The 26675-nt window shown below is 30.8% G+C and carries 20 protein-coding genes; 1 reads left to right on the top strand and 19 read right to left on the bottom strand.

The genetic code is table 11. The features are described 5' to 3' along the window. Positions 1–314: 314 nt before the first annotated feature. From ACH2BP_RS12035 to ACH2BP_RS11945, 19 genes are all read right to left on the bottom strand, one after another. Positions 315–2300 carry a heavy metal translocating P-type ATPase gene (locus ACH2BP_RS12035; protein ID WP_394758202.1) on the bottom strand — a complete coding sequence of 662 codons (1986 nt, stop codon included), beginning with the start codon at positions 2298–2300 and terminating at the stop codon, positions 315–317. A gap of 10 nt (positions 2301–2310) precedes the next feature. Continuing rightward, complete coding sequence (locus tag ACH2BP_RS12030; RefSeq protein WP_394758201.1) at positions 2311–3264, bottom strand: metal-dependent hydrolase; 954 nt, start codon at positions 3262–3264, stop codon at positions 2311–2313. A 62-nt stretch (positions 3265–3326) separates the two neighbouring features. Beyond that, positions 3327–3752: an EamA family transporter gene (locus ACH2BP_RS12025; protein ID WP_394758200.1), complete on the bottom strand. Its 426-nt coding sequence runs from the start codon at positions 3750–3752 to the stop codon at positions 3327–3329. 6 nt (positions 3753–3758) lie between these two features. Then, a complete protein-coding gene (locus ACH2BP_RS12020) occupies positions 3759–4112 on the bottom strand; it encodes a DUF3703 domain-containing protein (protein ID WP_394758199.1) in 354 nt (117 codons plus the stop codon). 16 nt (positions 4113–4128) lie between these two features. After that, the gene (locus ACH2BP_RS12015; RefSeq protein ID WP_394758198.1) at positions 4129–5397 is read right to left on the bottom strand and encodes an efflux RND transporter periplasmic adaptor subunit; all 1269 of its coding nucleotides are present in this window, start codon (positions 5395–5397) and stop codon (positions 4129–4131) included. Between the two features lie 11 nt (positions 5398–5408). Continuing rightward, entirely contained in the window at positions 5409–9725 is a 4317-nt protein-coding gene (locus tag ACH2BP_RS12010) for a CusA/CzcA family heavy metal efflux RND transporter (RefSeq protein WP_395060223.1), read from the bottom strand. A gap of 96 nt (positions 9726–9821) precedes the next feature. Beyond that, a complete protein-coding gene (locus ACH2BP_RS12005; RefSeq protein ID WP_395060221.1) occupies positions 9822–10148 on the bottom strand; it encodes a DUF6660 family protein in 327 nt (108 codons plus the stop codon). A gap of 44 nt (positions 10149–10192) precedes the next feature. After that, complete coding sequence (locus ACH2BP_RS12000) at positions 10193–10948, bottom strand: phosphatase PAP2 family protein (RefSeq protein WP_395060219.1); 756 nt, start codon at positions 10946–10948, stop codon at positions 10193–10195. A 23-nt stretch (positions 10949–10971) separates the two neighbouring features. Further along, positions 10972–11850, bottom strand: a complete 879-nt coding sequence (locus ACH2BP_RS11995) for a diacylglycerol/lipid kinase family protein (protein WP_395060217.1) — start codon at positions 11848–11850, stop codon at positions 10972–10974. Beyond that, positions 11850–13811, bottom strand: a complete 1962-nt coding sequence (locus tag ACH2BP_RS11990) for an LTA synthase family protein (protein ID WP_395060215.1) — start codon at positions 13809–13811, stop codon at positions 11850–11852. The genes ACH2BP_RS11995 and ACH2BP_RS11990 overlap by 1 nt, the downstream gene beginning before the upstream one ends. A 96-nt stretch (positions 13812–13907) precedes the next feature. Then, entirely contained in the window at positions 13908–14339 is a 432-nt protein-coding gene (locus ACH2BP_RS11985) for a PepSY-like domain-containing protein (RefSeq protein WP_395060213.1), read from the bottom strand. Positions 14340–14445: 106 nt separating this feature from the next. Further along, on the bottom strand, positions 14446–16857 hold the full coding sequence (locus tag ACH2BP_RS11980; RefSeq protein WP_394757970.1) for a TonB-dependent receptor domain-containing protein: 2412 nt from the start codon (positions 16855–16857) through the stop codon (positions 14446–14448). A 77-nt stretch (positions 16858–16934) separates the two neighbouring features. Then, positions 16935–18203, bottom strand: coding sequence for a sensor histidine kinase (locus tag ACH2BP_RS11975; protein WP_395060211.1), 1269 nt, complete (start codon positions 18201–18203; stop codon positions 16935–16937). Further along, the gene (locus tag ACH2BP_RS11970; protein WP_394757967.1) at positions 18196–18873 is read right to left on the bottom strand and encodes a response regulator transcription factor; all 678 of its coding nucleotides are present in this window, start codon (positions 18871–18873) and stop codon (positions 18196–18198) included. Before ACH2BP_RS11970 ends, ACH2BP_RS11975 begins: the two co-directional genes overlap by 8 nt. Before the next feature lie 48 nt (positions 18874–18921). After that, a complete protein-coding gene (locus ACH2BP_RS11965) occupies positions 18922–19941 on the bottom strand; it encodes a YhcG family protein (protein ID WP_394757966.1) in 1020 nt (339 codons plus the stop codon). A 447-nt stretch (positions 19942–20388) separates the two neighbouring features. Then, a complete protein-coding gene (locus ACH2BP_RS11960; protein WP_395060209.1) occupies positions 20389–22488 on the bottom strand; it encodes a VapE domain-containing protein in 2100 nt (699 codons plus the stop codon). A 108-nt stretch (positions 22489–22596) separates the two neighbouring features. After that, entirely contained in the window at positions 22597–22878 is a 282-nt protein-coding gene (locus ACH2BP_RS11955) for a helix-turn-helix domain-containing protein (RefSeq protein WP_011964270.1), read from the bottom strand. 144 nt (positions 22879–23022) lie between these two features. Further along, positions 23023–23931, bottom strand: coding sequence for a hypothetical protein (locus ACH2BP_RS11950; protein WP_395060207.1), 909 nt, complete (start codon positions 23929–23931; stop codon positions 23023–23025). A 271-nt stretch (positions 23932–24202) separates the two neighbouring features. Further along, positions 24203–25420: a tyrosine-type recombinase/integrase gene (locus tag ACH2BP_RS11945; RefSeq protein ID WP_394759051.1), complete on the bottom strand. Its 1218-nt coding sequence runs from the start codon at positions 25418–25420 to the stop codon at positions 24203–24205. A gap of 399 nt (positions 25421–25819) precedes the next feature. Between ACH2BP_RS11945 and ACH2BP_RS11940 the strand changes: the two genes are divergently transcribed. After that, the gene (locus tag ACH2BP_RS11940) at positions 25820–26398 is read left to right on the top strand and encodes a hypothetical protein (protein ID WP_395060205.1); all 579 of its coding nucleotides are present in this window, start codon (positions 25820–25822) and stop codon (positions 26396–26398) included. Positions 26399–26675: the final 277 nt, after the last annotated feature.

Below are 26675 nucleotides of genomic sequence, written 5' to 3'. Positions count from 1 at the left end.
AGCTTGGGGAAAAAAATTACTGGCGCAAGTTGCGAAGCGTACGTGTTTTTTCTAAAAACTGTGCCAGTAATTTTTTTTGGAGCGTTGGCAAAGGAGTGCTTTTTGAAATGCAAAACTTCCTTTTTACCACAGAATAAAAAAAGATATTCTCGCTATTGAAATAGTAATTAGTGAAATGAAGCAAACAAAGACTTGAGTTTAGGAATACTTGGACTAAATGAAAGTTTTGTGCAGCTGAATGAGATAATGGCTTATTAAAAAAAAAGATGTTTGCCATTTACAACAAACATCTATTCTGGATTTAATAACTAACTCTAAAATTTCATTTTCTGTATTCTTACTGCATTTAAAATGGCTAATAATGCTACGCCAACATCGGCAAAAACGGCTTCCCACATTGTGGCTAAACCTCCTGCACCAAGTATTAAAACTATTGCTTTTACTACAAATGCTAAAGTGATATTTTGCCAAACAATTTTTTTGGTTTGTTTACCAATGTTTATAGCCATTGGAATTTTTGAAGGCATATCGTCTTGAATAACCACATCGGCAGTTTCTATAGTTGCATCGCTTCCTAAACCGCCCATTGCTATACCAACGTTGCTTAATGCCACTACTGGTGCATCGTTTACGCCATCGCCTACAAAACAAACGGTTTCATTTTTGGCAATGATTTCTTTGACTTTGTTTACTTTGTCTTCGGGCAATAAATCGCCAAAGGCATTTGTAATTCCGAGTTTTTGAGCCACAAATTGTACTACCGTATCTTTATCGCCACTTAACATTGTGGTTTTTATTCCTAATGCTTTTAGTTTGTCGATTGTTATTTGTGCATCTTCTTTAATGCTGTCTGCAATGGTTAAATAGCCCACGAATTTTTTATCATAAGCAGTAGAAATTAAAGTGTAAACGATACCTTTTGGATCAATATCATAAGCAATTGAGAATTTATCCATTAGTTTGAAATTTCCAACTAACAATTCTTTTCCGTTTACATTAGCTTTTAAACCGTGTCCTGATATTTCTTCGACATCTTTTAAAACTATTGTACTATCAATTTTTCCGACATATTGATGAATGGCTGTTGCAACTGGATGTGTACTTTGACTTTCTAAAGCGTTGACCATTTGCAGGATTTCCTCTTTGTTGAAATTGGGATTAAAAACAACTTCTTGTACTTTAAAAACGCCTTCGGTCATTGTGCCTGTTTTGTCCATTACTACGTTTTGAATGGTTGCCATAACATCAAGAAAATTACTTCCTTTGAATAGTATTCCGTTTTTACTGGCTGAACCAATTCCGCCAAAATAACCTAATGGAATACTGATAACTAATGCACACGGACACGAAATAACCAAAAATACTAATGCTCTGTATAACCAATCTCTAAAAACATAATTATCTACAAAAAGCATTGGTATAACACAAATTAAGATGGCTAAAAGCACAACTATTGGTGTATAAATTTTGGCAAACTTTCGGATGAATAATTCGGTTGGTGCTTTTTTGGCGGTGGCATCTTGCACCATTTCGAGAATTTTAGATAGTTTGCTATCGGTGTAAGCAACAGTAACTTTTATTTGACAAACCGAATTTAGATTTATCATTCCTGCTAAAACGGTTTCGCCTTTTGCTTTGGTGTCGGGTTTACTTTCGCCTGTGAGTGCCGAAGTATTGAACGAAGCCGTATCTGAAATTAATTCGCCATCTAAACCTAATTTTTCTCCTGCTTTGAGTTGGATAATATCGCCAATTTTTGCTGTTGAAGCTTTGATTGTTTTTGCTACATTATTTTCTAAAATTGTAACTTCATCTGGTCGTTGGTCTAACAGGGATTTTATGTTAGCTTTTGCTCGTTGTACTGCCAATGTTTGGAAAATTTCTCCAATGGCATAAAATAGCATTACGGCAACACCTTCAGGAAATTCGCCAATAGAAAAGGCTCCAATGGTTGCAATAGACATTAACAGAAATTCTGAAAATATTTCTCTTTTTAGAATACTTTCAAACGCTTCTTTAACTACTGGAAAACCAACTGGTATATAAGCCACAATATACCATCCAATTCGAATGTAACCTGTAAACCAAAATTGGGTAATATAATTATCAAAAATAATAGCTACCATCAATAAAACAAAACTTATGATTGCTGGCAGGAACATTTGAAATGTAGATTTTTCTGCGTTGGAATGGTCGTGTCCGTCATCATCAGAATGATTTTCTGTTTTTTTGTTTATTTTCTCTTCGAGTGTGCAACAAAGCTGTTTACCTCGTTCATCGTATTTGTGAGTATGCTCCATTTTTTTTTATTTAATGTTCTTTGTATTGTAGTTTGTAACTTTTATCTGGATTTGAAGTAATTTCAAAAAATCCTACTGTTGGAGCCTTGTATTTACCTATTTGTTTAATTCCTCTCATATCAACTTGTAAACTGTATAACCTAATTTTATCCTTATCTTTAACTACAGTATAAAATCCTTTTGAAAACCATATAAGTCGATCAGCAAGATTAGGGTCAAGTATATTTAGCAGTGTATCATTTACTGGAAAACTTTCATAATGAATAGGACTTTGAGTTTTTAGAAAAGAATATTTCCCAAGATATATACTATCTTTTGTTTTTGCTACACCATACCAATTCACACTACCAATGTTTACAGGCACAGAAAGCAAATCAAATTGTTCTATTTTTTGTTTTTTGAGTGCCGTTTCAAATTTCCCATTTACAAATTGCTTTATTCCTAAAGTAAACATCAAGTAGAAGGTACTTACTAATAATCCAATCTTGTTAATTCTACTTTTGTTTTGATTTTTACTATATAGAGTAATTAAAAGTCCTACAAGCAGTGGTAAAGTATAAAATGGATCTACAATATTAATACTGTCGAAACCAACTCTGTAATCAGAAAAAGGTAAAAAAAGTTGAGTACCATATGTTGTAAAAGCATCAAGCAACATATGGGTAAATAACGCTAACCAACTAAAAATATACAATCGGATAAATGAAATTTCTTTAAATGACTTTATTTTAGATAGAATAAATGAAATAATAATTGCCCCAATAATTGAAAATACGATTGAATGGCTGTAAGCACGGTGTACTGTTATTCTTTGTAAATCATTGCAAAACGGAATAAGTATTATATCAAGGTCTGGAATGGTAGCGATTATCACACCTACGATTGCACCTCTTTTACCCATCTTTTTACCAAGGAGCAATTCTCCAATTGCTCCACCTAATGCTGCTTGTGTTAAACTATCCATAATCAAAAAGTGTTCTATTTAATTTATAACATTAACTTATTTGCAATATTCTTTTAGATTTTTTATTTCCAAATTATTATCATCATTCCTATTAAAATGAATATTGATCCTAGTATTAGCTTTGAAGTAATTGGTTCTTTTAAAATTATAAACGACAAGAGGAGAGTGATTACTATACTTACTTTATCGATTAAAGCTACTTCACTAACATTGCCAATTTTTATAGCTTTGTAGTAAAAAATCCAACTTAACGAAGTTGTAACTCCCGAAATGGCTAAAAAAATAAGATTGCTTTTGGGTGCGGTTTTCAATTGCTGTAAAACATCATTAAAAACTAATGCGTTTAAAACAATTATAAAAAATACCACTATTGTTCGAATACTCAAAGCAACATCACTACTGAGATTTTTCATACCATACTTAGCAATTACAGATGTTAATCCTGCAAATAGCATTGAAACAATTGCAAAAACTTTCCATTTTTCCATAATTAATTATAATATTTTTTTTATGTCCTCAGGTATTTCCATCTTTTTTAAAGGTGGTACGTTTGCACCACCTGTATTACCTACTGGAATATGACCAACAAATGATTTTACTCCACCAACTAACAATCTTGGTATCTGTCCTACAACTTCTTTGGTGCTTTTTATTTTTATTCCAAATTGTAACATTTTACAATGTACAAACGTATGTTCGTAAGGATATTTTTGTGCAATAATATGTGCTCTTTCTAAATGATACCAAGCCATATTTAAGTTATCTGCCTGTAAATTATCCTTAACCGCTTTTAACTCTTTTTTATAAAAAGGAATTAGATTACTTGGCATTACTATGTTCATTTTCATAACTTAAAAGTGTTGGTTAGTGTTCGTGTGCACCGCCACCTTTTGAAGTTGCTAATAAATAGAAAGCACCTTTTATAACTATTTTAGCATCGGCAGGAATTTCTTCGACTAATTTTATTTCGGTATAACCTAAATCGGTAGTTCCAGGAACCACTTCGATTGCTTTGAAGTGAACTTCATTGTGTCCTTCTTCTTCTCCTTCGGCGTGTTCAGTATGTGCTTCACCTTCTTTATGTTGATGCTCTTCTTCTTTTACTTTTGGTGCTTCTTCTTGGTGTTCTTCTTGAATGTAAATGTAATATTTGTCTCCGTTTCTAACAACCGCCTCTTTTGGAAGTGCTTGAACTGTTTGGTTTGTGATGTTGATATTAGCCGCAACATACATTCCCGAAATTAAATCTTTGGCATCACTTGGATTTATTTTGGCGTGAACGGCAACGGTTTTGCTTTCGTTTGAAAATGATTTATTTATACCGAATATTTTTCCTTTAATAGATTTGTTGGATTGATTAGTCAATACAAAATCAACTTCCTGACCCACTGAAATTTTACCTAAATCTTTTTCAAAAACATTCAAATCCAAGTGCATTTGGCTATTGTCTACTACTTCAAAAAGTGTCAATCCTGTTTCTGCAAATGCGCCTTTGGTTATACTAATTTTACCCACATAGCCGCTTATTGGCGAAACAATTGGAATTAACGAAGTGCTACCGCTTAAACTAACATTTAACGCTTGCAGCTTGTTTTTTGCAGCTTGTGCTTTGGCTCTCTCTACTGCTAATTTTGATTTTACTTCTTGAAATGTCTTACGTGGATTTACATTTTCGTCACTTAATGTTTTTTGACGGTTGTATTCCAATTGCAAGTATTCAATGTTAGCAATAGCGGAATTGTAATCTTCCTGCATTTCTGTAACTTCGAGGTTTTGAATGGTTGCCAATGTTTTTCCTTTTGAAACAAATGTCCCTTCTAATACATAAATATCTTTTACAACGCCACCAATTAAGGTAGAAATATTAGCCATATTTTGTGGCGGAACTGCTGTATAACCATTGGCTTTGATTACGGTATTCAGGTTTTTCATTTCGATGCTACCAGTTTCGACACCAATAGTTTTGAATTGTGCTTCTGTTAGTGCTACTTCGGTTTCTGACTTTTCTTCTTCGTTGGTTTCTTCGGTTTTCTTTTCTCCACAAGAATTTAGAGTAAAGAGAAAAGAAAATAGAATAAAGAGGCTGAAGAATGAACCTAGTTTATAATTTGGTTTTAAAAATATATTTTTCATATTATAGAATATTAATTGTTGTTGAAAGATGGGAATTGCAATTGAATGGCACTTTGATTGTAAGTATTAACGGCTTCTGCATTTTGCTTTTTAATGTCAATAGCTTGGTTTAAAAAACTAATGTATGACCAGTAACTCATATCGCCATTGGCATAACTTTTTTGAGCCGTGGTAATAATTTGTTCAGCATATTGTAAGCCTTCGTTTTGATAATACAATAACGCTTTTTTCTGTTTTTCGAACTCATTTTGTAATTCTTCTTTTTGCAATTTTAAAGTCAGTTTACTTTTATCTAATTCTAACTGCGATTGCGACATACTAATTTGTGATGCTTTGGCTTTAGCGGTGTTAGCTCCACCAAATAAAGGAATTTGTAATCCTGCTGTAAAACCTTGAAAATAGGATTTGGCATCTATGGTTTGTCCGAAATAACCCAATCCTAATTTTGGTGTTCGCATTGCTTTGAACGTATTTGCCTCCTTTTGATATACTGAAATTTGCTGTGTATAATAATCGTTTACCAATCCTTGTATCTTATCATCATTACTCGTTGTTGGATTAGCATATTGCAAAGGTGTTGAAGCATTAGGCACTATATTTTCATCTGTTTGAATAAAGTATTGCAATTGCTTTTGATACACCACCAAATCATATTCTAACTGTACTTTTTGCGTTTCGATTTCTTTCGATTTGGCTTTAGCACTAATGACTTCGATATTGCCACTTTCTCCTGTTTGAAAACGAAGCTCTGCATTTTTAAGGAATTTAGCATAAATATCGAACAGCTCATTATTTAACTTTTGAATAGAAACACCATATAAATATTGATAATAGGCTAATGACACTGCTTTTTCAATTTCATATTCTGTTAATGCTTTTCGTTTTTCAGCTAATTTTACCAGTTCTTCTTGTAATTGTCTGTTGGCTTTTGTGATTTTACCAATTGGAAAGTATTGTTGAATAGAAACGTTATGGTCATAACTAACACTATTAAATTGTCCGCCTTGGTATTGCACTTGCAAAGGATCTACTTGAAATGCCGTTTTCTTTAATACAGTTTGTTTTTCAATTTCCTTATCCGCAATTTTTAAGTCGATGTTGTTTGCTTTCGCTTTTTCAATAGCTTTTTCTAATGTTATTGTTTGACCGTTTTGAGCAAATGAAAAAGTACTGATTAATAAAACGATTACTGTTACAATTGGGTTTGACATTTTTTTTCTTCTTTTAATTCCCTTTTCAAATAATAAATACAAAATTGGTAAAACGATTAAGGTTAGTAATGTTGCCGAAAATAATCCACCAATAACTACCGTTGCTAATGGTTTTTGAACCTCTGCACCGCCACTTGTTGATAATGCCATTGGCAAAAATCCTAATGAAGCAACCGCAGCAGTCATTAATACTGGTCTTAACCTTGTTTTTGTTCCAATTAAAACGCGTTGTAATGGGTCGCTTATTCCTTCGGATTTTAGTTGATTGAAATAGGATATTAGTACAATTCCGTTTAAAACTGCTATTCCAAACAAAGCAATAAAACCAATTCCTGCCGATATACTAAATGGCATTCCTCGTAACCACAATGCGAAAACACCGCCAATTGCCGATAATGGAATTGCAGTAAAAATTAATAATGCTTGTTTGGTACTATTGAATGTGAAAAATAGCAAGACCATTATTAGCCCTAAAGCAATTGGTAAAGCAACAGACAACCTTTTATTAGCTTCAATTAGGTTTTCAAATTGTCCACCATAAGTAATATAATATCCAGCTGGAAGTTTGAAATCTTTGTCTAATTTTTGTTGGATTTCTTCGACCACACTTTTTACATCACGACCACGCACATTTAAACCTACGGTAATTCTGCGTTTTCCATCTTCACGAGAAACTTGTACTGGGCCTTGTTCGTAATTGATAGATGCTACTTGTGATAATGGCACTTGTTGCCCATTTGGTAATGGAATAAAAAGGTTAGAAACATCTGTAATATCGCTGCGATTGGCTGCACTCATTCTGACTACAACATCAAAACGTTTGCTTTCTTCGTAGATTTTACCTGCACTTTCTCCTGCAAAAGAGGAACGAATTATTTTGTTGATGTCGGAAATATTTAATCCATACAATGCAATTTTGTTGTAATCATATTTAATTGTAATTTGTGGCAAACCTGATACTTTATCGGCTTTTAAATCGCCAATACCTTCAATTTTATTAATTTTTCCGATTAGTTCTTTGGCTTTATTGTCTAACACTTCTAAATCATCACCAAAAATTTTAATGGCAATATCACTTCTACTTCCTGTCATTAACTCATTGAAACGCATTTGAATAGGTTGTGAAATTTCGATTGCTGCACCAGGAATTTTTTCCATTTCCTCTTTCATCAAATTGGCTAAATCTTCCCAATTGTCGGCAGATGTCCATTCGGATTTGTCTTTTAAAACAATAATTAAATCGCCACTTTCTATTGGCATTGGGTCAGTTGGGATTTCTCCGCTTCCAATTTTGGTTACAATTGTTTTTATTTCCGGGAATTTTGCTTTGAGTAATTTTTCATATTGAGTTGTTGTTTTTACCATTTGCGAAAGCGAACTTCCTGTCATAATGGTTGCATTAATAGCCAAATCTCCTTCTTCAATAGTTGGAATAAATTCGCCTCCCATATTTTGAAAAACAATAACTGCAAAAACAAATAGAGCCATTGAGATTACTAAGACTGCTTTTTTAAATCGTAACGCTTTATCTAAAAATGGTGTGTAGATTTTCTCAAACCACGCCATCATTTTATCACTAAAATTAGTTTTGTATTCGGTGTTTTTTGATAAGAACATTGCACTCATCATAGGTACATAAGTTAATGACAAAATGAATGCTCCAACAACTGCGAAGCCAACTGTCATTGCCATTGGTTTGAACATTTTACCTTCTGTTCCTACTAACGCTAATATTGGCAGGTATACGATTAAGATTATTATTTCTCCAAAAGCGGCACTGTTTCGGATTTTTGAAGCAGATTTATATACCTCGCTATCCATTTCTGACTGTGTTAAATCTTTTTGTCGTTTGAGTTTTTGTAAATGGTGCATTGTGGCTTCGACTATGATTACAGCTCCATCGACAATAATTCCAAAATCGATTGCGCCTAAACTCATTAAGTTTCCACTTACTCCAAAATAATTCATTAAGATTACTGCAAACAGCATTGATAGTGGAATAACAGACGCTACTATTAATCCGGCTCTTAAATTTCCAAGAAATAGTATCAATACAAAAATTACAATTAATGCACCTTCTAATAAGTTTTTAGTAACCGTTCCGATGGCACTATCTACTAATTTACCTCTGTCAATAAATGCTTCGGCAACAACACCTTCGGGTAAAGTTTTATTGATTTGTATCATTTTTTCTTTTACCCTATCTACAACTGCGCTGGAGTTTTCTCCTTTTAGCATTAGTGCTAATCCGCCTACAATTTCGCCATTACCATCTTTGGTAGTTGCGCCAAAACGCAAAGCAGTTCCTAATTGAACTGTTGCTACATCACGAACTAAAACTGGTGAACTATTTCTGTTTTTGACTACTACATTTTCTAAATCTTTTATGCCTGTTGCCATACCTACGCCACGAATAAAAAAGGCATATTGGTCTTTTTCGATATAAGCACCACCTGTATTTTGGTTATTCTTTTCGAGAGCATCAAAAATTTCAGTTATGGTAACACCAGCACTATTTAATTGATTAGGATTTACCGAAATTTCATATTGTTTTAAACTTCCTCCCCAAGTGCTTACTTCGGCAACGCCTTTTATACCTTGTAATTGTGGTGCAACAATCCAATCTTGAATTGTTCGTAAATCGGTTACTGAATATTTATCTTCATATCCTTTTTTTGCATATACATCATATTGGTATATTTCGCCAAGTCCGGTTGTGATAGGTGCAAGTTCGGGTGAACCTATGTATTTAGGAATGTTTTCTTCGGCTTGTTTTAGTCGTTGAAAAACTTGTTCTCGTGCCCAATATATATCTGCTTCATCTTCGAAAACAACAGTAACAACAGATAAACCAAAACGAGAAAAACTACGAAGTTCTATGACTTTTGGTATTGTTTTTACTGATTGCTCAATGGGATAAGTTATTAATTGCTCGACTTCCTGTGCTGCTAATGTAGGTGCAGTAGTTAATATTTGCACTTGATTATTGGTTACATCTGGTAGTGCATCGAGCGGTAATTGTTTTATTGAATAGCTACCCCAAGCTATAAGAACTAAAGTAAATAAAAGAATTATAAACTTATTCTTGATACTGAATTGTATGATTTTGTCTAACATTGAAAATAGTATAATGAATTAGAATTTAGCAAAATTTCTTTTGCTATTATTTGTGAAAAGGTCACAACTTTCTAACCCGAAATTACTCGGGTATTATTATGCTATTTGAGGTGGTTGCCAAATACTTCCGAAGAAATTAGAAGTAAGCTGGGATTTATAGGTTGGGTTTCGAGTAGTGATTTGTGTTGCAATTTTTCTAAACTCAAATGTAATTTCTTGACTAAAATTTAAGATTTGTTGCCCACAACAATTACAAACACAAAAAGGTGGACACAAATCATTTTCTTTATCGTGTGAATGATTTTCGTGGTTTGCTGCAACTTCTGATGAAGAATGCGCCAAACTATTTGCTTCCATATCTGTACAAGGCAAACACGAAAGTGCTACTAAATAAATTGATAATATGATGTTTAAAAATTTCACAGGTGTAAAAATAGGTGAAATATGTTAATTGGGTGAAATTTAATTTAAAACGTTTTTAGAAAACCAATACCTAACTGTTTTCCATTATAAAATGGTGCAATTATAGATGTACTATTAGTTTCTTTCGAATTGAATATTTTTTTTTGAATGAATGGATTTATCCAATAAGCTATTTTTGTGCTTAATATACCTATTCCTGCGCCTGCAACAACATCAGTTAACCAATGGCGGTCGTTATAAATTCTAAACGCTCCAGTTCCTGTTGCTATTATATACCCTGAAATACCGTACCAAATGGAAACATCTTTGTATTCTTGCCAAAGAAATTCTGCGCCTGCAAATGCTGTTGCGGTATGACCTGACGGAAAGGAATTGAAAGCGGAGCCATCTGGTCGTTCTACTTTTGTAATTGATTTTAGACTTAATACTGAAGCAGACATAATTAAATAAGAAGTGCCTAAAATAATGGTTCTGTCTTTAAAATTATGTTTCCCTTTTACACCAAAAACATTTAAACCATAAACCGATGCAGCAGGAACATATTGAGTAAAATCATCAATAGTTATTTTGCTATCAATGTTTTCATTTACTTCTTCTTTGATACCAGAATTTACAAATTTTAAACCATCACTTTCAATACCTAATACTCCATAACCAATTAAAACTGTTGGAATGACTAATTGTTTGTAATTAAACTTTAGATATTGATTCGGCGTTTGAATTTTAAGACTATCTATATCATTTTTTTGTGCATTAATTACATTGGCAAAAAAAATGAAAATGAAAGCTGTTTTTTTCATATTCTTTTTGTTAAAATAAATTACTATACTATTATTTCCAATCCGCTTTTTATTATCGAAACATCAATTTTGTTGGTTTTTATATTGTAATATTCTCCATCAATTTGTATGTCTGTGTTTATTTTGTTTGGAATTTCAATACTCATTTTTTGGATTAATGAATGCTGTGCATTTTTGAACTTCTCGACTTTATTTGAGAGTACATACATTCCTAAAATGAGCTTGTTTATAAAGTTTAACTTTGAAACAACTACTAAATCTAACCAACCATCTTGTAAACTTGCTTTAGGTGTTAAGCTCATTCCATATCCCATTTCGTTAGAATTTGAAATGAACAATAGAAAAGAATTTGTATTTATAATTTGATTGTTAAAAGCAAGTATCGTTTGAATGGGTTTAAATTGAAAACTTGATGTTACTGATGCTTTTATGTAAGCTATTAAAGTTCTTTTTTTATAGGTTTCATACTTTTTAATAATATGAGCATCGATACCGATACCCATATTACTAAAAAAATAGTGTTCATTTACTTGTCCCACATCAATTGTTTGACTATTTCCGTTTCGGATAATTCCTGTTGCTTTTTCTATCTCTTTTGGAATATTTAGATTTGAAGCTAAACCATTGCCTGAACCAACTGGAATAATACCTAATTTGATTTTTGTATTTATCAAACAAGATGCTACTTCGTTAATAGTTCCGTCTCCACCACAAGCTACTATATAATTTGGATTGTTTTCTATTGCTTTTTTAGTGAGCGTAATTGCGTGTTTTTTATAATTAGAATAATCAACTTCAATTTTAAACTGTTCCTTTGAAAAATATTTTTCTAATTCTGTTTTGCCAATATTATGATTACCATTTCCCGAAATAGGATTTACTATAAAATGAATGTAAACCATTATTTCAATAATTTATTTGTGAATAAATAGTCGGCGGTTTGATACCAAGAAATTGTTTCATTAAGAAATGATTTATCCATTGGCAAAGGTTTTAAACTATTATCTGTTTTGTTCCAAGAGTAAAAAGATTGCCTTTTTTGGTCAGACAAAATCATTACTTTTTCTTTTTTCATTAATACTAATTTTCTGTATGTTCCAACTAATGCTCGTTCTTCAAAGTTTGGATTAAATACATTTTTGCCAAAGAAATTGCTTTCGTAAGTCCAATTCATCATTGAAAAAAATGTTGGAAAAACATCTATTTGAGAACATTGTTTTGATACTTTTTGGTTCGTTTCTTGTGGAAAATTGACAATAAAAGCAGGAATGTGATAATTGGCTACATCAATTTCATCTTTACCTGCACTACTCGCACAATGGTCGGCAATAATTATGAAAACCGTGTTTTTAAACCAAGGTTTATTCTTTGCTTTTTGAAACATTTTTTTTATAGCGTAATCAGTATATTTTACTGCTCCTTCACGTCCACTACCTGATGGAATATCAATTGCATTGTCAGGGTAAGTAAAAGGTCGATGGTTAGAAGTTGTCATTACAAAATTAAAAAATGGTTTTTTGTTTTTATGATGTTCATCGGCAACATTTAGCATTTTAGAATAAATATCTTCATCACAAATTCCCCAAGCGTTTTCAAAAGTTACTTCGTTGTCGTTGATATTATTTCGAGTTGTTTTAATTTTATCACTCAAGACACTTCCGCGTCCACGATCATAAATTGTAAAACCATTTCCACCAAAGTAAGCGTTCATATTATCAAAATATCCATCGCCACCATAAAAAAAGTTTGAATTATATCCTTTGGATTTAAAAACATTTGATACAGTAAATAAGTTTTGATTTTCTGGACGTTTCACAATACTTTGTCCTGGTGTTGGCGGAATACAAAGTGTCATTGCTTCCATACCACGAACGGTTCTTGTTCCTGTGGCATATAAGTTATCGAAGAATACACTTTTTTGAGCTAAACTATCTAAAAACGGTGTTATGTTTTGCTGGTTGCCAAATTCTTTCATAAAACTGGCACTTAGGCTTTCTACTAATATAAAAACTACATTTTTTTTACTTGGTGTAGCATTTGTAGTATCAGAAATTGTCCTGTGAATAGATAAGTTATTAGATTGAAATTTACTGTTATTGTCTGTTAATTTATTTCTAATGATATTGAAAGCTTCTTTGTCGTTTACAGATGTGTAAAACTCATTATAAACCATTTGATTGTTTCTGAAAGCAGAAAAAAACGAATAAATTCCTGATTTTGAAATTTCGGCATTATACCGATTAGAAGACCATTCGGCGTGATTGTTTGTTATAAATGTTGTAAAAAACAAACAAGAAACTAAACCAATTCCTAATACAATACTTTTTTCTTTTAAAGTTGCGGTTTGTGAGAATGTATTTTTGAAGGCATTTCTTTTATAAAACAGCAATAATACTAAAAAAACAATAGCCGAAACACCAATTATTAATACTGGTATTGGATACGATTCTTGAATATTTTTTACAACTTCGTGTGTGTAAATTAAATAATCTACTGCAATGAAGTTAAATCGGGTTTTGAATTCGTCCCAAAAAGTAATTTCGGCAAAAAAGGTAAACACGAGTATAAAGATTACTAATGTTGTGAAAAACCATATAAAAATTTTATCAACCCAAGAGCCAATCCATTTATTTGGAAAAATGAAGTAATAAATAATGGCAGGAAATACAATAAAACTAATTGTACCAATGTCGAAAAACAATCCTGTTAATACTGTTCGTAAAACAGTAATAATGTTAAACGAAACTTCGTCGTATTGCCATATAAAAAAAATAACTCTTACTATTTGGGAGATAATAAGAAACCATATTACAAAAGAAAGTAATAAAGAGTATCTGCTTGATAAGTTGGTTTTTTTGAACATAATAGTTGGTAAATAATATTTTTAAAAAAAAGTTAATAGTAATCTGTAAATAAAAAAAGCACCCACACGCTATGTGTAGATGCTTAAATAATAAAACTAACTAACCTTGTCTTTTGTTATAAAATTACCGTTTTCATCAAAAAATAAATCTTTGCCTTTTATCTCGGCTTCGTATATAAGATTTCCTTTTTCGGTAATAATTTTAGCTGCTTCTTTTACTTTTTGATTTTTAAAATTAGCATTTAAGTATTGCAACGCTTTTTTAGGTAATTGACTAACTGTAATTGCAATTTCAGTTTCAATAATTTTTCCATTAGCATTGAATAAAATAGAGTTATCTACTTTATTATTCTTAAAACTGGCTTCATAATTACTTTCTTCTTTGTCCCATTTTACTTCTTTTGCATTGGGGAATTTTTCGTGTAACGCATTTTTTATTACTTGAGGTACATTTTGTTCTTTTGTTTTTTGAGCAAAAGATGCAAATGAGAACATAATTAAAGCTATCATCATTACTGATTTTTTCATTGCTATTTATTTTTAAATTAATAATAGTCAAAGATGTAAACCAATTTAGAAGAAATATTGAATTTTGGATTAAAGCAGAATTAATTGTCAGAATTAACAAGTTAGTTTAGAATTTATAACTATAACCTAATCTAACCACTTGTGTCTCATTATAATCTGCACTATTATAACTGAATGTTTGACCTTGAATTTCTTTTTTGATTACCAAAGTGTTGAAAATATCGGTTGCGTTTAAAAAGAATTCACCTTTACCATTTTGAATAGTTTTTTTCAAACCAAAATCAATTGAAAATCGAGATTTTATTTTTCCTTGCGGAATAATATCTGGGGCTAAATAAATGCTTGTTAGTTGTGCATCAACTTTTTTTGATAAGTGTAAAGTATTATTCCACTTTATATTGCCCGAGAATGCAGTTTGTTTTTCTGCTGAAAAAGTATTAGGAACTGGATATAAATTTTGAACTGTAAACGCATTTATTTGATTTCTATACCCATTTAAATTTAAATTGAACGAATACCATTTTGCAATATCTTGAGAAACAATCATTTCAACACCAGTATTATAACTTTTGTTTACATTTTGAAAAATGGCGTAAATTAAATTATTGTTAGGAACAGATGATGAAATTCTTGTTATAGTTGCATCTGCAAAACGATGATATAGTGCTGAATAAAAATATCCTTTTTCTAAATTAATTTTATATCCTAACTCTAATACATTAGTAAATTGTGGGCGAAGCGCAGGATTGCCGACTTTGATAATTTCGGCATCGTCATACTTTGGGAAAATTCTAATATCTACTTCATTTGGTCTATCAACTCTACGATTATAAAATAAGGATAGTTTATTATTATCATTAATTTTATATGCTAATCGAATATTTGGGAAAGGTTGTGTGTAATTGTACCCATCACTTTTATACGTATTATGATTTGGGTTTACTTTGTATTGCAAATCGACATATTCTATACGTAAGCCAACTTCTGCTTCTATTTTATTATTTTCATATATATAATTTCCATAAATAGCAGGAATAATTTCTTTGTAAGTTGCTTGTCCTCCAGCTCCACTATCTAAAGGTGAATTAGTTCCAGGAAAGAACTGCATATTAGTTGGAATAACTCGGTTGCGAAATTTAAAACCTGTTTCAATTCTTCCGTATTTTAAAGGTTTTATGTAATCTATATTGAAATCTGCTACTTTTTCATCTGATAATAATTTAAACGCATCTTTACTGGTTGAAGTAGGCAAAATGTTATCAAAAAAATACTTCTCATCTTCTCTATGAAAGGTATAATTGAACCCCATATTTAAAATATGCCCCGCCTCTTTATACTTATGCTGATAAGATGCAGTAGCCATTGCAGTTGTTTTTAATTCATCTTCGAGGAATTGCCAAAGTCGCAATCGTTCAGAATAATTTGCATTAAAAAAAGGCTGGTCACCATTATCAATAATTTTTTCAGTTCCAAATAAACCCGAAACTGTAAGTATATTTTGTTCGTTAATATTCCAATCAACGCCAGATTTTATTGTGGTAAAATGAGTGTTTCTATTTCTTTTTGTTTGTTGATTAATAATAGTTCCATCATTATATGTTCGTGTTACAAATTCATTTTTATTCAATGTTTCTGTGTATAAATAATCTCCTTGAAAAAAAGCATTTATTTTGCTTTTGCGATAATTTAGAGATAGTGTAGGATTGACTTTTGGAGTTAATGAGTATTGAGGTCTAATAGTTTGTAAATTCTGCTTTCTTTCCCATAAAGCTCCTAGTCCAGAAGTAAAACCAACTTTACCATTAAATCCTTCTTTTTTGTTTTTTTTGTAAATGATATTAATAATTCCCGCATTCCCATTAGCATCATACTTTGCAGAAGGATTATTAATGATTTCTATTTTTTCTATTGCTGAAGCTGGAATATTGTCTAAACCCGATTGATTTCCAAAACCTGTTAATGCTGTTTGTTTTCCATCAACAAGAACTGTTACTTTATCATTACCTCTAATTTGAACTTTTCCATCTTGAACTGTAACACCCGGCAAATTTTGCATTGTTTGCAATACTGAACCTCCACTTTGACTAATGTTATCTGCAACCGAAAAGGTTTTTTTATCCATTTTTTGATTTATCAAATCAAGTTTTGAAACAATTTTTACTTCTTCTAAAGTTGTTGTGTCTTCCTCTAATTCAATTGTACCTTGATCTAAAAATTCTGATAATGAACCAACATAAATAACTTGTTTTTTTGTTTTGTAACCCAAAAAAGTGAATTCTAAATAATAATTTCCTGTTGCAATATTTGTGAACAAAAATCGTCCTTCTTCGTTGGAAATTGTACCTGTAACAAAAAGATTGTCTTTGGTTGTTTTTAAAGCCACATTAACAAATGATAACGCCGTTTGTTTCACTTTATCTCTTGTAATTCCTGATATTGTTACCGTTTTATTCTGTCCAAATATGTTAGAAATTGAAAACACTAGAAATATAACCAATGTACTTGTTCTTACTTTCATCTTTTTGATTTTTATCTTTTAAATAATTACTATTTATTAGACAAAATTGCGAATAGAATTAGAAGAAATATTGAATTTTAAAAATGGATTTCAAAAATGTGAAGTTTATTTTTATATTTATAAAAAACTCCCCAATTATTATTCTCTGCTATTTTTTTGATTATTGATAAACCCAACCCATTACCTTTTGAAGATGGATTTACTTTAGAAAAGCGTTCAAATAATTTACCTGTTTCAAGAGATTGTAGTAATATGCCAGTGTTAGAAACGGAAAGTTTTTCTTTAGTTAAAATAATTTCGATACTCCCATTTACTTTATTATGATTTATTGAATTTAAAAGTAGATTACTAATTAGGATTTCAGATAAAAACAAGTTGGATTTAACTAAAATATTTTGTTCTAATTTAACATTTACTGTTATTTTTTTTGCAAGTGCTTGTTCTTTAAAAAAGTCTAATTGATTGTTAATGACTTTATTTATATCAATATTTTCAGGAACTTTAAACTGATTGCTTTCTATTTTTGATAACAGTAATAAATTTTTATTTAATCGATTAAGACGAGTTGTAGTATCGTTTAAACTATCTAAGATTTCAAATTGTCCTTCCGTTACATCTTGTCTTTGCAGTAATGTTTCTATCTTTCCCTTAAAAATAGCAATTGGTGTTTGCAACTCGTGTGCTGCATTTTCTATAAATTCCTTTTGACTTTGGTATATACTACTGTTTTTATCTATTAAATTATCTATTGCGTTATTTAATCGATTAAATTCTTCGGTTGTACTATGAATTAGCTTTATAGGAGTCGTTTTATCAATTTCAAATTGTTCCATTTTATCCAGTGCCACGTAAAATGGTTGCCATAATTTTTTAGAAATCATCTTGGTTATTATGAAAAATCCTATTAACAGTAATAGTAATAATGAAATAAAAAGTATTACTGTGCTTCCTATTAGATTTTCCTTTTCTACCATATTAATTTTAGCTGAAAAAGTGTACCATTTGTTTTCAATTTTTACAGGAGAATTAAGTACTCTAAACGGTTCGTTCTCTTTATTTAGTGCATCGTAATAACTATGCTCAAATAAACTATCTTTAAGCTGTCCGTTAAATTTTTGAAGATTTACATCTCGATTAAACGTATTCCAAATAGATATATCTTTTATTTTTAAATCATCTTTTGTGAATTTATCGAACTGTTTTTTTATTGCATATAAATCCTCATTAGCATCATCAATATATAAAATATTAGACACAAAATAAAATATTGGTCCAATCGCAATCAATATTACGACCGCGTAGATGAAATAATAATTTATTGTTTTTTGAAGTAGTTTTTTAGTCATTTTCCCATTTGTAACCTATTCCGTAAACTGATTTTATATAGTCATAACTTCCTGCATCGTTTAACTTTTTCTTTAAATTTTTGATGTGTGCATACACAAAATCGTGATTATCTAACATATCCGCCATATCTCCAGAAAGATGCTCTGCAATAGCACTTTTAGACAGTACTTTGTTTTTATTACCAATCAAGAATAATAATAAATCAATCTCTTTTTTAGTACAATCTATTTTTTTATTTTCAATTTTAACCACTTTTGCTAATGTGTCTATTTCTATTTCGTTAAACACTATTATATTACTGCCGTTAAAGTTTTTTCTTCGTACTAATGATTGAATTCTTACTAATAACTCTGAAAGATGAAAAGGTTTAGTTAAATAATCATCTGCACCTAAATTGAAACCTTCAATTTTTGTTTCTAATGTTTCTTTTGCCGAAATTATAATCACACCATCTGTTTTGTTTTGACTTTTCAATTCTTTCAAAATAGTAAAGCCGTCTCCATCTGGAAGCATCAAATCTAATAGAACACAATCATAATCATACATCATTATTTTATCTAAAGCTGTTTGACAATTATTTGCGGCTTCGCAATGAATATCATTCGATTTCAGATAACTTTTTATGTTTGTTGCAATTTCTATTTCGTCTTCAATGATTAAAATTTTCATATCGCAAATTAATAAATCAATTTTGTATAAAAGTTGAATTTTATTGTTCTACATCAACTTTTTTCTTTCTATTCTCTCTTTGGCTTCGGCTACCAGCAAATGTATTTTTTCTTCAAATTGCTTTTTTGGTGGTAAGTCTGTCCAATATTCGGCAACCATTATTCCATCTTTGTGCATTTCGAGTAGCTCAATTTGTTCTCGGCTGCTTTCGGCACAAAGTATTAATCCTATTGGTGTATTTTCACCTTCTTGTTTTTCGTATTTGTCCAACCATTTGAGGTATAACTCCATTTGCCCTTTGTGTTTGGCTTGGAATTTTCCTAATTTTAATTCTATGGCAACTAATCGTTTTAGTTTTCGATGGTAGAAAAGCAAATCTAAATTAAAATCTTCGCCATCTATAATCATTCGTTTTTGGCGTTCTACAAACGTAAAACCTTTGCCTAATTCTAGTATAAAAGTTTCTAAATCGTGTAAAATAGCATCTTCTAAATCCTTTTCTAAAAAAGTGTTTTGCAAACCAAATAAATCTAAAATGTAAGGATCTTTGAATGTATTGAATGGAATATGCGTTGATTCGATGATTTGTGCATCAGCAATGTTTGTTCTTTCGAAAGCTTTTAAAGCAATTTGTCTCCTTAATTCTCTGATTCCAAATAAATTATTTGATGCGTTTTGTGCATAAAATAGTTTTGCTTCGATTGTTTTTAATGGTAATAGCTCCACAAAATGCGACCAAGACAATTGTCGTGACAGTGGCACGACAATTTGAGAATCGGGAAACTGCTCTGCAAATCGGAGCATTCGTCTCACATTTTTCTCTGTAAAATTTCTTCCGTATTTGTTTTCCAATTGTGCCGACACTGTCGGCACAATTTGTTTTCCATATTCTGCACGTTTGTTTTGTAGTATATCTTGATTGATACGATTGCCCACTTGCCAAAACAAAATAGTAACCGCACTATTTGCTTGAACCGCTACTTGTTGTTTGCTTTGCTCAATAAGTTGTGATAACTCATTGAATAAATCAGTTGATGAAATTGATAAACTGTTAAAATTATCTACCATATAATTACTTATGCTTCTGTCGTATTAAAAAAATTCTTCTTTTTTTGAATTGTGTCCAGAGTGTGGACACAATTCAAAATTGGTATTGAAATAAACTCTATTGTTATGTTGGGATAGCAAATTGAGAGTACAATCCACAAATTTACAAAAAAGCAATGGAATGTAAAAGAGTGAAATTGAAAAAGGATAGGCAGGATAACCAAAAAATGAGATAAACATTTTATATTTTATTTTGAATACAAAAAACGGATTTAAGTGGCTGTTTAAGTGCAAACTAATCTATATCATTCACTCCTTTGCTTTACTATTGTTTGAAGTTTTCCGAAAGTTTAAATTGAAAAAAAACTAAATATGTTTGTGGCGAAAATTGGTTATCCTGCCTATCCACTCAAAGCAATAAAAAAGAGTGCATTTTGCACCCTTTTTTGAAATCTTTTAATTTGTTGTTTATTGCTCTGTTTCAACTTCTTTGTTTTTATTATCTACTTCTTCGTAGGTTAGTTCCTTTACTGCATACACATAACCTGTTTTCTTACTTATTTTTATGAAATTATGCTTTTTTAATGCTTTTCCTAATTTGTTAATTGTACCATCTGTTAGGTTTAATTTTGTTCGCTCTGCCAGTTTAGCTGCTATTTGAGAAGCATTTAAAAATAGTGTTGCTTTTTCTTTGTCTATTGGTTCAAACCACGTTAAAAGCAGTTCTTCTTCTGGACTGCGTAACTGATATTGTTCGTTATTTTCGGTTATATTTTTAATTTCTTCTTGGTCAAACCAATGTCTAAACCCACTTTTAAAAAGAAACAAAGCTTGTGAAAATGCCATATTAATATCTACATCGTGCTGGTATTTGATGTCTTCCAACTCAAAACAAAGGAATCTTCTGCTTCCTGTACTATCGTTTAAAAATTGTGCAGTATTGACACTTCCTGCAAAAGATGCTCTTCTTGGCATTGTTTCGTTATTGTGCCCGTAGGCTTTTCTCATTCTGATTTGGGTTTTTGTAATGATTTCTTTTAGTGATCCAATTTCAGAACGGTTTAAGTTTTCGAGTTCATCGAGATTTATAAGCATACATTCAGCCAATTGTACCAAAGTATCTTTATTGTTAGGGTTTATGGTTCCAGAAAATAAATACTCTTTCAATTGTTTTGGAACGAGTTTTTCAACCCAAGTTGTTTTTCCTAATCCTTGTTTACCACTAAAGACAATAACCGTATGATTAATTACTTTTTCATCGAGAACACAGCCCACCATTGCCACTAACCATTTTTTAAAACATTGCTGCCAAAGTTCTTGTTTTGTTGTGGTTATTGTGTTGGCTAATTCGGTAATGTAATCCGTCTTTTCATCATAGGTAGGTAAATTATAAAAGTAATCTTCAAATGGATTGAACAGCTCACAAAAATCAGAATACAATAAGTTTCTTAATGAAGAAAGATTGGTTTTAATTCGTCCTTTTAGACATTCTCGAAGCATTGAATTTTCTATAAAATCATTCATCACGTTCCACTTCTTTTTACTGAAATATTGAAACTCTAATTTGCCGGAAACTATGTTGTGCCGAAATACATATTTTCCTGATAAAAAGTTTTCGAGTTTGTCAATTTGTGTAACTCTCGGTTTCTCATCGTCGTCGTCATCTTCATCGTCAGTATTCTTGCTAGTTTGTTTCTTTTGTTTTTCATTTGGATTAGTTGCTTTTTCGATTTTACCAAATTCTAAAATATTTCCGTAGGCACTTGTTACAGCTTGTGAAACTTCTTTGTCATCAAAATTGAAATCGGTTTGAATGAAATTCAAAGCAACATCCATCGGCACTGCTTTTCGGTTCATATTACACGCTAATTGATGCACAAATACATTGCGGCTACCATTCGCATATTGCACTTTTTTTTCAGTGAATTTTATGCAATGATTGTAAATTGCTTCGTAATTGGTTTCGGCTATTGGGTCTTTGGTTTTGGGTTCTAGTTTTGTTTCGATTAAAGGCATTTCGACTTCGCTCAATGTGACAAAGGTTTTTGAATTCTCGTTTAGATATAAATTTTCATCAAAAGAATAAAAACATAATCGAGTTACATCTTTGCCTGATTTATCAATTTCTAATTTTAAAATACTTTCGTAATGTGCTTGGACTAATAGAAAAGCTTCTTTGTGATTTGCCTTATCGGAGTTTATTTTTACTAAAATTTTCAACCCATTTCCAGATGGACTGATGAAACTTGCAAATGTGAACTCGGATTGATTGGCCAAATGCGAAGCATTTTGCAACTCTTTTTCATTCAGTTTATCAATGTCAAGAATGATACATTTTGAATATTCTGCCAAGAATTCCAGTTTACGACCTCCAACAAATTTAGCTGAAGGTGTAAATGCAGGAAGTGATTTTTTTGCTTTGTTGTATGCTTCTATTTTGTTTTCAGCAAGAGATTTACGCAAGTAAACAATGCCGGGTTTGTACTTTCCTATTTTAATTTCGTCTAAAATTGTAAGTAATGATTTGTGTTCTACAACCTCTTTAAAATTCTTGAAAATGGTTACCATATGCTAATTATGAATTTTAAATTATGAATTATAAATGACCTTATTGTGTGATTTAAAACCTTTGGTTTGCAATCACAGCTTTCGCAAGTTCCGTTACACTTTTGCATATTATCTTCCTTTAAAAGATTTGTTGTAATGCTCCGTAAGGAGTTTTTCAACATCAGAAAGTTTGTAATAGATTTTGTTACCAACTTGGCTAAATGAAATTTTGCCTTCGTCTCTCCAGGTTTGTGCGGTACGTTTAGAAATTTTCATCAATAAAAGGAATTCTTGATTGTCTAAAAAGGTTTCCTTCTTTGGGTCTGCTTTAATAGAAATTTGAGATTGAATAGTGTCTAATTTGCTCATTAGATCCGTGAACTGGTCTTTTGTGAAGATAATTGCATCCATTTTTAAAGTTTTTTAAATGTTATGGTGCAAATGGAAGAAATATAAAAAAGTCCGATTAGACTTATTTGGTCTTATCGGACTAAAAAGTTTTTTAGACCTTATGAATATTGAATAGTTGAAATGTTAATTTTAGAAAAAATCGGACTATAGTTTTATTTTCCAATCATTATTCGGGTTCTTGTCAGTTCGAGTTGGCGACAAATACGTTTGAATTGTTTGAATTGAAAGCTCTTTTCCTTTTTCATCTAAATAATTATCACAAATGAATTTTGCAATTTCTTTAATTTTATGCTCGATGTAAGGTTTTCCGTTTGGTTTTACTTCATTCATCATTTGTTTATAAGCATCGGTTAAGATATTTATAGGTCCATTTAATCGAATTTTAAATGCTGGTTTTATTTCTGAATTTGCTTTTAAATCATTTTCTAGTTTTTCTTTCTCAATATCCAAAAGTAATTTTCTAGTAGTTTGTAATCTTACTTTTAATTTTTCGCATTGCACATTGTATTCGTCTAGATTTTTGTTTTTTGAAATAATATCAGCTTCTTCATAATCAAATATTTCTTCAGTTAAAAAAATTATTTTATCATTGAAGTTTTCTAGTTTTTCAACCTTTAATTTTGTTTCGTGAAATGAGAAATGTCTGTCTTCTGAATCGGCATTTATCAATCGTTTTGGCGTGTTTGACTTAGTATCTTTTAAGCTCGTAGATTCCAATTCTGTTCGTTTTTTATCTATTAAAGTGTATAATTTATTGTATCGGCTCATAGCGGTTTTAGAAGCAAAAAAAGCTTCATTATTGGCTAATAATTTTTCTAATTTGTTTATCCAAACCAAAGGTTCAGTTACCAATGTGCATTGATAATTTATAAAAGCTGGGAATTGTGATTGTCGGAGTGAGAATATTTTTTCAATTAAAGCATCGCAATAAATACTTAATGAGAATTTATCTTCAATAATAATATCGAATAATTGATTTTTTGACTGTGCCAAAGGTACTGCCAAATACTCTTGAAAAGGAGCTATTTTGATTGTTGTGTTTTCTGAATTCAAAGGTAATATTGCTGTTTCTTTTTGTCATTATTTATAAAATTGTAATTAAAAGCGGTTTAAAATTTGTTGTTTTCTGTGGATTATTGACCTGTCAAATACCATTCAACTTTTTTTCGTTTTGTTTGCTTTAAAAATTACTTGTTTCTACTTTGTAAATGTATAAAATAAAAAAAATCCTTCAGCAAAGGATTTTAAAATTAGTTGTTAACAATTAGTTAAATGTTTGATTGCATTTGTTTTACACTACAAAATTGAATGAATTATTTAGAAACTAAAAAATATAATTATCTACTGCTTTATCCAATTCTTCGCTAATTATTTTGGCATATATCTGCGTCGTGCTAATATCTTGATGATCCATAAGTTTAGAAACGTGCTCAATTCTCATACCATTATTTAAAGCATTAGTCGCAAAACTGTGTCTTGATAAATGAAAAGATAATGAAAAAGGTAATTTCATCATTTTACCCATTCTACGGAGTTGAAAATTGGCAGAATGATTTTCCTTTGACGATATAAAATATCTTAATTCTTCACTTTTATTATAAGAAACTTTATCTGTTATAATTGGGAATATAAAATCACCTTGCTGCGCATCTTCTTTTTTGTATTTACTTAAAATATCTAATGCTACTTTGCCGATTTTAAACTGGTGTAATCTTCCTGTTTTACGAATTACTTTTTTTATTCTTTGTTCTTCTTCGTTGAAGTTATGGCATTGTAATTCGATAACATCACTAAATCTTAATCCTCCTGCATAAATTGAGAAAAGGAATAAATCACGCCATAAATCTGCTTTCTTGCCTTCTTTTAGCTCTAAATTGGTTAATATTTCGATTTGGTCTTTGTTTAAAAACACTCTTTTTTCAGTATCTTTTTTTAATGTCAATTTGTTGAATGGATACATATATTCTGGAATAATATCTTCTTTGATGGCTTCCTTGAACATTATCGCCAAAATCATTATTGAATAGCGTTGTGTTGTTGCCCCATTTTTCAAAACATTTCCCATATGCGCCATATAATCCTTTAAAACCGAAACCGTAATATCATCAAAATAAACATCCTTACTACCTACATAATTTTCAAATTTCTTGGTATAAAGCATATAGTTTTTATAAGTCCCAAAAGAAACGCTTCCTTTTATTTTCTCACATCGAGCATAAGCATATTCAAAAAAATTAGGTACTTCTTTGCCCTTTATAGCTTCTTTTAACTTTTTGATTGAAATGGTTTTTACTTTGCGTTCCAAATCTGCAACTTGTCCTTCAGCATCTGCAATCTTTTGAGATAATGATGCATTCATTCTCGCACTATTTGGATGGTTCTTTTTTACTTTCTGCTTTGTTTCATCCCACTCGTTCTCTTTGAGTTTCACTCCAGCAGTGATAAATTTCGTTTTTCTATCTTTTATAATTCGGATATAAAGCGGAGAATGTCCTGTTTGGTCTGCTTGATGAGTTCTTAAGATTAGTTTAATTGAAGCCATAATAATAGGAAATTAGAATTGTTGTACTATATTTGTATTCCGATGCAAACAAGTGAAACCTTTGTAAATACAAGCCTTTCAAACTGATGCAACGCAGTACGAAGGTATAACATTTGGTACAACAAAACAAGTATTTCTATGCTTTTAATTGCATTATTTTTATCTTACAATTTTTATAAAGTCAATATATACAATACTTTAAGCGCAATTAAGAACTTGCAATTATATAATTAAGATAACAGCGGTTTGGCGCAATTGGGGCTTTAGGCAAACTTTAAAGTTGGTTTTGTGCTTGGAAGTTGGGTTTTTTATTCGATACATTTGGTCAACCAAATCCCCAACTGACGCCAAGCCACGAAACGTTAGGCGTAATTTTGCTCACGAAAATCAAAAACAGAAATGAAATCAGATATTGTATACGTAGAAATTAAAACTGGAACAAATCACAATGGAAAAGCGTGGATTGGAAAATGTTTCTTTTCTAAATCTGGGCAAACAATTTACTTTAATGGAAAGGTTTTGCAAAAAGGACAAGGAATATCAAGTAATTATTTTGATGTTGAAAATGGAAATGGTTACTGGATTTCTGGCGTGAAAAAAAATGGAGAAGACAGACATAAATTTGGAAGCGGATTAATTGAAATTGACGAAATTATTATTGAGGACTATTTAAAAATAATTGGAGAAACTGAATTGCAGAAAAATAAGTTTAAAATAGTGAACTTGAATAATGTTCCTGCAAAAGAGAAAGCAACCGAAATTCTAAATGAAAAATATGATTCAGAATTTGATATTTCAATTAGGTTCAAAAAAAAACCGAGTGATTTAACCGAAAATGAACTCGAAAACTTAATCAAATATTATAACGAAATTGATCTCCACGAAATGTACAAGAAAAATAGAAAGTTGTATATTGAACAATTAAAAGATTTAGAAACCGAAAAAGAAAAGCGAAATAAAGAAAAAAACTACGCCTAACAGCAGTTACACAAGATGCAAGGATTTAGTGGAATTGCCGTTTCGCATTGAACTTTTTACTTAAATAGAAAATATGCAGTCACGAAGCCTTGCACCTCGTGTAGCTGCGGAACGTTGGCGGGAATGCCAAAAAACTGCAAAATTGAAAATTACCACTCAAAAACTTTGCTAAAGTTATCCAATTGACTAACTTTGTCAAATGAATCAGAAATTTATAAGAGAAGTTGTTTATTACGAAGATTATTATCTTGATTTTTTTAACGCTCAAAAAGAAGAC

The sequence above is a fragment of the Flavobacterium sp. genome, assembly GCF_043756175.1.
Lineage (GTDB): Bacteria > Bacteroidota > Bacteroidia > Flavobacteriales > Flavobacteriaceae > Flavobacterium.
This window is presented reverse-complemented; position numbering and strand designations above follow the sequence as displayed.

What these genes read in the sequence shown, in the direction of transcription:
- ACH2BP_RS12035 (WP_394758202.1), bottom strand. Translation starts at nt 2,300, where the DNA reads ATGGAGCATACTCACAAATACGATGAACGAGGTAAACAGCTTTGTTGC.
- ACH2BP_RS12030 (WP_394758201.1), bottom strand. Translation starts at nt 3,264, where the DNA reads ATGGATAGTTTAACACAAGCAGCATTAGGTGGAGCAATTGGAGAATTG.
- ACH2BP_RS12025 (WP_394758200.1), bottom strand. Translation starts at nt 3,752, where the DNA reads ATGGAAAAATGGAAAGTTTTTGCAATTGTTTCAATGCTATTTGCAGGA.
- ACH2BP_RS12020 (WP_394758199.1), bottom strand. Translation starts at nt 4,112, where the DNA reads ATGAAAATGAACATAGTAATGCCAAGTAATCTAATTCCTTTTTATAAA.
- ACH2BP_RS12015 (WP_394758198.1), bottom strand. Translation starts at nt 5,397, where the DNA reads ATGAAAAATATATTTTTAAAACCAAATTATAAACTAGGTTCATTCTTC.
- ACH2BP_RS12010 (WP_395060223.1), bottom strand. Translation starts at nt 9,725, where the DNA reads ATGTTAGACAAAATCATACAATTCAGTATCAAGAATAAGTTTATAATT.
- ACH2BP_RS12000 (WP_395060219.1), bottom strand. Translation starts at nt 10,948, where the DNA reads ATGAAAAAAACAGCTTTCATTTTCATTTTTTTTGCCAATGTAATTAAT.
- ACH2BP_RS11995 (WP_395060217.1), bottom strand. Translation starts at nt 11,850, where the DNA reads ATGGTTTACATTCATTTTATAGTAAATCCTATTTCGGGAAATGGTAAT.
- ACH2BP_RS11990 (WP_395060215.1), bottom strand. Translation starts at nt 13,811, where the DNA reads ATGTTCAAAAAAACCAACTTATCAAGCAGATACTCTTTATTACTTTCT.
- ACH2BP_RS11985 (WP_395060213.1), bottom strand. Translation starts at nt 14,339, where the DNA reads ATGAAAAAATCAGTAATGATGATAGCTTTAATTATGTTCTCATTTGCA.
- ACH2BP_RS11980 (WP_394757970.1), bottom strand. Translation starts at nt 16,857, where the DNA reads ATGAAAGTAAGAACAAGTACATTGGTTATATTTCTAGTGTTTTCAATT.
- ACH2BP_RS11975 (WP_395060211.1), bottom strand. Translation starts at nt 18,203, where the DNA reads ATGACTAAAAAACTACTTCAAAAAACAATAAATTATTATTTCATCTAC.
- ACH2BP_RS11970 (WP_394757967.1), bottom strand. Translation starts at nt 18,873, where the DNA reads ATGAAAATTTTAATCATTGAAGACGAAATAGAAATTGCAACAAACATA.
- ACH2BP_RS11965 (WP_394757966.1), bottom strand. Translation starts at nt 19,941, where the DNA reads ATGGTAGATAATTTTAACAGTTTATCAATTTCATCAACTGATTTATTC.
- ACH2BP_RS11960 (WP_395060209.1), bottom strand. Translation starts at nt 22,488, where the DNA reads ATGGTAACCATTTTCAAGAATTTTAAAGAGGTTGTAGAACACAAATCA.
- ACH2BP_RS11955 (WP_011964270.1), bottom strand. Translation starts at nt 22,878, where the DNA reads ATGGATGCAATTATCTTCACAAAAGACCAGTTCACGGATCTAATGAGC.
- ACH2BP_RS11945 (WP_394759051.1), bottom strand. Translation starts at nt 25,420, where the DNA reads ATGGCTTCAATTAAACTAATCTTAAGAACTCATCAAGCAGACCAAACA.
- ACH2BP_RS11940 (WP_395060205.1), top strand. Translation starts at nt 25,820, where the DNA reads ATGAAATCAGATATTGTATACGTAGAAATTAAAACTGGAACAAATCAC.